This window comes from Candidatus Merdisoma sp. JLR.KK006, assembly GCF_036941035.1.
Taxonomy (GTDB): Bacteria; Bacillota; Clostridia; order Lachnospirales; family Lachnospiraceae; genus Laedolimicola.
Map to the genome: position 1 here is coordinate 1 of NZ_JAYMNS010000057.1, position 8,862 is coordinate 8,862.

Below are 8,862 nucleotides of genomic sequence, written 5' to 3' on the forward strand. Positions count from 1 at the left end.
TTTTAGCCGAATGATTACAACCATTATGTGTATTTCATTTACACATATAATAGAAATATGTACTTAATAAAAGGAATAAATGATTGGATAGTCGTAATAAAAAGAAGCAACGCTATATAAATTGACCTCTGTTTCTTGATGTCATTGACATATATTATCTTGGAAATTATATAATATGCACTCAAAATAATCACTTTTATGCTTGAAATCTGGTATTTACGGGGGATAAGTTTTGAGAATATATTATAGTATATACTTAAACAATTTCCTTATAAATGCAAGCTTTGAAATCGTTTTTACTTATTTGAGTTTATATTGTATGACTTTAGGGGTGTTACGAAAAAGCGTTAATTCGATTACATTGGCCAAATCCGATATCAAGCAGAGTGGATCCGGAATAGACAGGCATATGGACGACTTCTATATTATATCCAGTACTTGTCCGTTTGACGCATATACCCGCGATATCACTGTTCTGCACATGCACGACTTTGAAAAGATATACAAATATGACAGTCACAAGAACAATGTTATAAAATTGGTCTATAAAAAATTCTGTCGATATATATTTGCACATATATATCAGCGCGACACGCCAGACAGAGGACCGAACTGCATTTGAAACAAATCTGATGGAATTGAAGTTTTTTGAGGATGGCATAGATGTTGAAGGGGTTCCAGAACTATCGCAAGGAAAATTCATGAGGTGTATATCTATTCATATCCGGAGAAATAAAACATTAGTCTTGTTTAATGATGGGTCTGCCTGCAAACCCATAAGTATCATGGATATTCCGTGCTTGATTTAAACAGAGAGAAAGATTGTTTCGAGGGTCATAGAAAATATCCCCGACACGAAACAATAAAGTCGTTCTTTGAAACAGGAAAACAACATGCAAATGATGAATGGACATGCTGCGAGACAGAATATTCATCCAGTTTGTATCCCTCTCTGTTACTATGAATATCTTAACAAACAGATTCGCTAAATCGAATCCTCTCTTGAAAAGATTGTTGATAGAAGAAAGAGAGTTCGGAAACTGAACGTCAAAAATATCTTTGTATCTCTAGCGACAACGGTTTGACGTTACAGAAGCGGAAAAGCATTTTCCGAACTGTATGCCGAACGGTTGTATATCGCAATTACATCAAGTTATTAACTTTATTTCAATAACTAGCTATTATTCTTAATTAAGGTTTTTAGTATATATTAGATGGCTTTTCGATTCATAATGAATCAATACTCGGCTGTAATACAATTTAATATTTGCAGTATTGAAAGCTGCTAATATAGATATTTGAACTTTCACGCAGTATCTTTCCAATATCATCTTTCATCAAGTTACTATTTTCCCTTGTATATTCCTATATTTAAAAGAAATAGCAAAAATGAAAAGTGAAAACATAATGCATTGCTCCATCTTAAATACTACTTCTTTAATTCTGAAAAATGCTATTAAAAGCTAATTATATGTATAAATCAATGCTCTTTTACGTCTTGTCTGATAGCGGATAAATATATATTTTTTTAAACCACCAAAGAAATTTTTATTCACTTTGATTTTTTTATTTTTTCGCCCAAAATCCTGCTTGCATATAAGTAACCCAAAAAATTTCAACATTTCTAAATCCTATATGTTTTAAAAGAGTTAATTGCTTTTCTATGTTTATTGGGTAAAATGCTTCTCCAAATCTACTCAAGTGCCTTTCCACTTCGCTAAGTGTTCTACCCTGATTTAATTGATATCTTTCCCAACGCTCTAACGCATTTTTTATGCCCTCATTACTAAATGGACTGTAATTTTCAAAGGTAATATAGATTCCATTTTTTCTAAGAGCATTATAACAATTAGTTATCGCCTTTTCTCGCTCTTCCTCGTGCAAATAATGATGAACTTGAATAGAGGTGACAACATCAAATTCGTCTATGTAGCAAATCTCTTGAGATGCAATATTTATGAAATCAATATAAGTTTTAAACCTCATTAATCGCTTTCGAGACAATTCTAACATCTCACTACTAATATCGCTCATAACAATTTTCTTTATCGGCAACTGATCCAAAGCCATTTCTATTAAAGACCCTGTTCCGCAACCAATATCTAACCAGCTGAGCTCCCTTTCGTCCATTCCAAATTTAACAACTTCTATTGTTTGCTGAATCATATCTTTGTAATAGGGTAATGTTTTTAATATTTTTTCATCATATTCTTTTGGATTGAATGCCAATGCTTGTTGTTCCATATCATATCCTCCATAATTATAAAAGAGTATAGCAAATATATGGATATTTGTACAGCTATAGATAAGAATATATTAGGAAGATTTTATTTTCTACACTCTGTAAAACAAAACAGCGAATAGTATGAATATTTCACGCTTGGGGTTCCACCGGCACACTTTTGAGATCCACCAGTTCATGTAATAGATCCGCTAAAAGTTCAATTTACGCAATAGATCCACTTTTCTGTAAAATAAAAGGCTGAGGGTTGCCTCAAATTTTACAGAAGGGAGGCCAAATATATGGCCAGAAAAATCAATGTGAAGTTCATCCTTGAACTTCGGAAAGCCGGACTGTCGCGAAATATAATTGCAGCGACACGGCACATGTCCAAAAACTCTGTCGGTGATGTGATCCATATCTCCGACGAACGCGGCATCACTTATGATGATGTGATCAGCCTTGACGAGGATGCGGTTTATCGTATGTTTTTCCCTGATAAACATGCCACGGAAAACATATATCGCCAACCGGATTATGAATACGTCCACAAAAAATTAAAGCGTGTTGGCGTGACGTTGAAGCTCCTTTGGCAGGAGTATCAGGAAAAATGCAAAGCTGAAGGAAAACTCCCAATGGGATACACAAAGTTCTGTAATGGTTACAGCAGTTTTACCGTCGTAAACAAACTGACCAACCATCTGAAGCATAAGCCCGGCGCTGTTGCCGAAGTTGACTGGTCGGGTCCTGCGATGAACTATGTGGATACCTCTACTGGTGAAGTCAGAACCGTTTACCTGTTTGTGGGTACGCTTCCTTACAGCCAGTATTCCTATGTGGAGCCTTGCCTCGATATGAAGATGGATTCCTTTATACGCTGTCATGTCAGGATGTATGGGTACTTTGGGGGGTGTTACTACCCGGCTGGTCTGTGACAATCTCAAAACAGGGGTAGTTTCACATCCAAGGGAAGGGGAGATTGTCCTCACAACGGATTATGAAGCTCTTGGCGAGTACTACAAGACCGCAATCATGCCGGCGGGGATCCGCAAGCCGAAGCAGAAAGCATCTGTGGAAGGGACTGTCGGAAAGATCGCTACTGCGATTATTGCAAAGCTCCGTAACGAAGTATTTTACTCCTTTGAAGACCTGAAAAGCGCTGTTGTCCGGAAACTTTATGAATTCAACCACGAACGATTCCAGAAAAGGGATGGCACACGTTATGAGGCATATCTGGATGAAAAAGAAAGCCTCCATGCGCTCCGGCGTCCCCATATGAGATCGCCGCATGGGTGTACGGGCGAAAAGTAAACATTGATTACCACGTTGTTTTTGAGTACAACCGGTATTCCTGCCCTTATCAGTACGCTAGGAAAAGTGTAGACCTGAAGGTGACTGACAGTACCGTGGAGATTTACAGCGGCTCTGTCCGGCTGGCTGCCCATAACCGTTTCCCGGCTGGGAGAAAAAAACAGTATTCTACCCATGCAGAAGATATGCCGGATAAGTTCCGGTTCTCCCCATGGGATGATACCCGTATCAAAAACTGGGCAAGAACTATCGGCAGATACACTGGGGAAACTATTGACCGTATCTTTGAAAGCGTAAGCATAAAAGAACAGGGCTATAATCCTGCCCTAGCAGTGCTGCGGTTAAGCAACAAATATTCAGAAGCACGCCTGGAAGCTGCCTGTGAATTCGCCATAACGCAAGGGATTAAGAAGCCCCGTTACCATCATCTTAATTCGATCCTGTCATCTAATCAAGATGAAATCTATCTTGAACAGAAAAATACCTCTACAAAGAATGAAAGCCCTATGGGTTATTTACGTGGAAGTGGCTGCTATGGAGGTGAGGGTAGTGATTAAAGACTGCTTACAAAGTATGGGAACATTCCCCTGCTTATCATTGATGAATGGCTGGTAACAGATATATCAGAGAGCGAGCTGTACTTTCTTTTCGAACTTATGGAACGTCGCTCCGACACCACATCAACCATCTTTTGCACCCAGTACAGGAAGGAAGATTGGATCAAGCGTCTTGGCAATGGCGTACAGGCCGAAGCCATCGTTGACCGGTATGCCCACACCGCTTATTGGATCGAAACCGGCAGTATGAACATGCAGGAATACTGCGCGAGGTTAATAAGTAACACATAAGGGTGGACCCAAAAGCGAACCGATGGTTCGCAAAGAAAAACTAGTGGAGCGGAACGTGGTTCCGCTCCGGATCCCTTGGCGTGAAATAATCATAGTAAATTGATACTCTTCCATTCATAATAATACTTAGAAAATTTTAGTACATTACTCACTTAATATTTGCTAGATTATAATGCAAGCATTTTGCTTTACGAATATTCATGAAGGAATTATCTATACATATTAAAGAAGCTATAGGTACAGTCTATCCGGATGCCCAAATACAAAGGTGTATCATGTATACAACAAACATTTTGGAAAAATTGAACCGCCAATCCAAGAAAGTGACAAAGATTAAAATCGTATTCCTGCGTGACAGTTCACTGGAAAAGAGCCAGTGGAAATGTAATAAAAAATGGATACAGCGCAACTGGAACTGGGATCAGGCACTGACCAACTTACCGTCCTATATGGGGAGAAGTTCGCCACCCGTACCTGTAAAAGAATAAAGCTGAAACGTCATACTTTGAGACGTTCCAGCCGCGCCCTATTTCATCGGCATTAGCAGTATTGTCTTAAATTCCCAGCCTTATTCCAAAGGCTGGGTGTGGATAGGGATAACGGACAGTTTCTACTGCTGATGCTAGAACAGCATGTCAAAAATTAATAAATATGTATAAGACTTAAAGAATTGGCAATACTATTATCATAAAAGAGATTATTTTCCCATAGACATAGGATTTTTGTAGCATTGTCGGACTTCATGAGCAGGTGAAGCATCTTATAAGTAGCAAAAAAATGAAACTCCCCGCAGCAGAGCTGCGGAGTATCAGCCCGAGCTTCGCTTTGTTTGTTACGCAGCAGAGCTGCGGGGAATTAGACCCTGAGAGATTAAATACTCTCTTTACTTACTTTAACTCAAATTATATTCTACTTTCAATATACCTCACGATGTTCTCATATGTAGTAAATGACTCTCCAATCAAATCTTCATCATCTATTTCGATGTTGAATTCTGACTCGATTTTTACTATAAAATTAATCATAGTTAAAGAATCAATAATATTGTCTAATGTCTCATCTTTTTCTAATGTATATGAGTCATCATTTATGCACTCTCTTAGTATGTTAAGCAACCTATCTTCGATGCTCATTTTTCTTACTCCTCCTCTAAAAAAACTGCTCCTCGTTCCGCAGAGGTCACATTTTCACGATATCTCTGTAAAAATGGAGAATTAACTTTTTTTACGAACTCTTTTTTTTCTTTAAATCTTTGCTTAATCTCTAATTCTGTTAATTCCACGTTAAGCATTTTTTTATTCAAGTCAATTGAAATTATATCTCCATTTTGAAGAATTCCTATTAAACCACCATCGTACGCCTCTGGTGAAACATAGCCTATTGCTGGACCGGAACTTGCGCCAGAGAATCTACCGTCTGTTATAATGTAAACATCTTTGTCCATCTTTGTTCCGACCAATGCTTGTGTAGGAGCTAACATCTCCCTCATCCCTGGTCCACCTTTTGGCCCCTCATTTCTGATAACAATAACTTCTCCTTTTAAAATTCTACGGTTAACAATTGCCTCGTACGCATCTTCCTCACATTCAAAAACTCTTGCTCTACCTGAAAACTTATACATAGTCTTATCTACTGCACTACGCTTAATAACCGAACCATTTGGTGATAAATTCCCATACAATACTGCTAATCCACCGAATTCTTGATATGGATTGTTAATATCGCGGATAATATCAGTATTTTTATTGCAGCCTGAAAAATCTATATCTTTAATTCTTTTTCCGTTCCCCAATCGCTGATCGTCGCATAGTAATCCCTTTTTCTTTAATTCTCCCATAACAGCTGGGATTCCTCCCGCATAATGTAAATCTTCCACATAATTTGTTCCACCTGGTCTAAATGATCCTATTTGTGGTGTTTTATCACTGATACGATTAAAATCGTTAAAATCAATTTTATATCCAAACGAATTTGCAACTGCAGGGATATGTAATAAGCTATTAGTAGAACAACCTAACGCTACATCTACTGTAATTGCATTATAGAAAGATTTTATTGTGATTAAATTGCTCATTTTTACATCACTTTTTACCATCTCGACTATTTGACAACCGGTTTCCTTAGCAATTCTTAAGCGCTCGCCGGATGTTGCCATAGCAGTCCCAGAAAATGGAAGAGATAGCCCTAATGCTTCACAAACACAACCAAGGGAATTTGCTGTATACATTCCTGAACAACACCCTGCTCCAGGGCATGAATAATTTTCTAATCCAGATAGCTCTTCCTCTGTTATACTACCAGATTTATATGCTGCTACACCTTCAAATACACTTCCCAAATCAATTCTTTTTCCGTTCAATCTCCCCGCTAACATTGGTCCACCAGTCAAAACCATAAAAGGAATATCCAATCTGGCTGCTCCCATAATCATTCCTGGAATACTTTTATCACAATTTGGAATTAATACAAGAGCATCTAAAGCATGCGCAGCAGCCATAACTTCAATAGAATCAGCGATAAGCTCTCTACTAGGAAGGGAATATTTCATTCCTTCATGGTTCATGGCAATTCCATCACAAACACCAATTGTCGAAAATGAAATAGGGGTTCCTCCATTTAATAATATTCCATCTCTTACAGCCTTCACAATTTGTTCAATATGATAGTGTCCTGGTATTACTTCATTAGATATTGCAGCTACCCCAATCAATGGTTTTTCCAATTGTTTATCGGTTATTCCCATTGCTTTAAATAATGCTCTATGCGGTGCTCGGTAATTTTTTTGGGTTACATCTTCACTTTTCATTATTTGTTCCCTCTCTTAATTCTTGTATTTTATTATATATAGTGTCCACATTCAATTTGTCTGTTACATTCAACATATCGCTTGAAAATTCAATATCATACTTCCTCTCAATTTCAGCAATAATGTGAATAAATGTTAATGAGTCTACGAATAAATCTTCCATCAAATTAGTTTTATCTGTTATTTTTTTTTCATCAATATCCAATATCTTAGCTATAATATTACGAATTTCGTCCTTTTCTTTTGACATATTATCTCCTCACCTTATGTGTTATTGTTCTTTCTAATTTATCTACAATATTTATCTTCTTAGGAATTTTGTAAGCAGCAAGATTTCTTTTGCAAAATTTCTGCAGCTCAATGGTATCTGCAGTATCGTTATCGTAAAAAACTACATCTGCAACAATAATTTCTCCGGTCGTGTAGCTTTTTTCGCCATATACTTTAACCTCTTTAACCTTCTCGCTTTTCATAATGATTGCTTCAATTTCTTCTGGCATCACATTGTAGCCACTAGATATAATTAAGTTTTTTTTGCGACCACAAATATATAGATAACCATCCTCATCTATATACCCTAAATCACCAGTAGCAAACCAATTATCTTGAAAGTTCTCTCTTACTGGGAAATATCCAGCCATCATATTAGGACCTTTAACAAGAATTTCTCCAATTTCATTTTCACCAAGCTTCTTGTCGTTATCGCTAACTATCTTAATCTGCACATCACCAAATGGTTTTCCTACTGAATCTAATTTAATTTTATAATCATCGTACATTTTCTCTGTGATTAAAGCGCCACTTTCAGACATCCCATATCCTTGTAACAGAATTACATCTGAAAATTTTTCTTGAATTATTCTTAGATCATCAGCAGTTATTTTTTCGCCACCAAGCGTAATACGTCTAAGAGAACTTAAATACCCATCTCTTGGGTTATAGTATAGTGCAATCGCTTTTAACATAGTCGGAACCATCTCACTATAAATCGGCCTATATTTTGCACATACTTGAAACAAATTCTTGATATCGAACTTTCCTTCTAAAATAATTAATTCCATCTCTGCATAAATACAAATTAATAATTGAGTAGTAACAGCATAGATACTTGATAAAGGTAACACCACCAATTCTCTTTCTCCAGTCTTAACATTATGTATTTGTTTTATTTTCTGAATCAGATAGTCTAAACTATCATGCGTTAACATTACTAGTTTAGGAATCCCTGTTGTTCCAGATGTAGGAATTATAATTGCAACATCATCATCCTTTCTATTTGCATTTAATATTGTTTTATTGTCGCTTCTTTGAGGATTATCAATTTTAACTAATTGGATATTATCTGGTATTTTTGCTTTAAATTTTGATAGCGATACAACTACTTCTACTGCGCTAATGTTTAATAGTTCTAGCACTTCCCGCTGACCATAATTACTATTTAGAAGTAAAACGGATTTCTCTGAAAGTAGTATTCCATAGAACCCTATTATAAATTCAATTGAATTATCCATTAGCAAACCAATAACATCTACATTGTATTTTGTTAATTCGTCTGCAAGTTTTCTACATTTTAAATACAGGTCATGATATGATACGCTTTGTGTTCCACATCTAATTGCAATTTTTTTTGATTCTTTATGCATAATTAAGTAATCCTGCAATTTCATTATTATATC

Annotated in this window: 9 protein-coding genes and 1 pseudogene; 5 read left to right on the forward strand and 5 right to left on the reverse strand. The window is 36.5% G+C overall.

The features are described from left to right. Window positions 1–1,566: 1,566 nt before the first annotated feature. A complete protein-coding gene (locus VSQ61_RS22235) occupies window positions 1,567–2,244 on the reverse strand; it encodes a class I SAM-dependent methyltransferase (protein WP_289391671.1) in 678 nt (225 codons plus the stop codon). Window positions 2,245–2,523: 279 nt separating this feature from the next. On the opposite strand from VSQ61_RS22235, the gene VSQ61_RS22240 reads away from it, so the two are divergent. The 5 genes and pseudogenes from VSQ61_RS22240 to VSQ61_RS23035 form a co-directional block, all read left to right on the forward strand. Beyond that, entirely contained in the window at window positions 2,524–3,156 is a 633-nt protein-coding gene (locus tag VSQ61_RS22240; RefSeq protein WP_289391672.1) for a hypothetical protein, read from the forward strand. Next, window positions 3,116–3,532, forward strand: a complete 417-nt coding sequence (locus VSQ61_RS22245; RefSeq protein WP_334346506.1) for a hypothetical protein — start codon at window positions 3,116–3,118, stop codon at window positions 3,530–3,532. Before VSQ61_RS22240 ends, VSQ61_RS22245 begins: the two co-directional genes overlap by 41 nt. Further along, entirely contained in the window at window positions 3,514–4,089 is a 576-nt protein-coding gene (locus VSQ61_RS22250) for a Mu transposase domain-containing protein (protein ID WP_334346507.1), read from the forward strand. The genes VSQ61_RS22245 and VSQ61_RS22250 overlap by 19 nt, the downstream gene beginning before the upstream one ends. A 3-nt stretch (window positions 4,090–4,092) precedes the next feature. After that, the gene (locus tag VSQ61_RS22890; protein WP_350340382.1) at window positions 4,093–4,380 is read left to right on the forward strand and encodes an ATP-binding protein; all 288 of its coding nucleotides are present in this window, start codon (window positions 4,093–4,095) and stop codon (window positions 4,378–4,380) included. A gap of 266 nt (window positions 4,381–4,646) precedes the next feature. Next, window positions 4,647–4,840, forward strand: a pseudogene (locus tag VSQ61_RS23035) (IS256 family transposase); the annotation flags it as partial. Between the two features lie 442 nt (window positions 4,841–5,282). Here VSQ61_RS23035 and VSQ61_RS22255 read toward each other — a convergent pair. The 4 genes from VSQ61_RS22255 to VSQ61_RS22270 all read right to left on the reverse strand — a co-directional run. Beyond that, window positions 5,283–5,513, reverse strand: a complete 231-nt coding sequence (locus VSQ61_RS22255) for an acyl carrier protein (RefSeq protein ID WP_334346508.1) — start codon at window positions 5,511–5,513, stop codon at window positions 5,283–5,285. Between the two features lie 5 nt (window positions 5,514–5,518). After that, entirely contained in the window at window positions 5,519–7,186 is a 1,668-nt protein-coding gene (gene ilvD, locus VSQ61_RS22260; RefSeq protein ID WP_289391676.1) for a dihydroxy-acid dehydratase, read from the reverse strand. After that, entirely contained in the window at window positions 7,176–7,436 is a 261-nt protein-coding gene (locus VSQ61_RS22265) for an acyl carrier protein (protein ID WP_289391677.1), read from the reverse strand. Before VSQ61_RS22265 ends, ilvD begins: the two co-directional genes overlap by 11 nt. 1 nt (window position 7,437) lies before the next feature. Further along, window positions 7,438–8,862 (reverse strand): class I adenylate-forming enzyme family protein (locus tag VSQ61_RS22270; protein ID WP_334346509.1); only part of this gene is annotated, 1,425 nt, incomplete at its 5' end.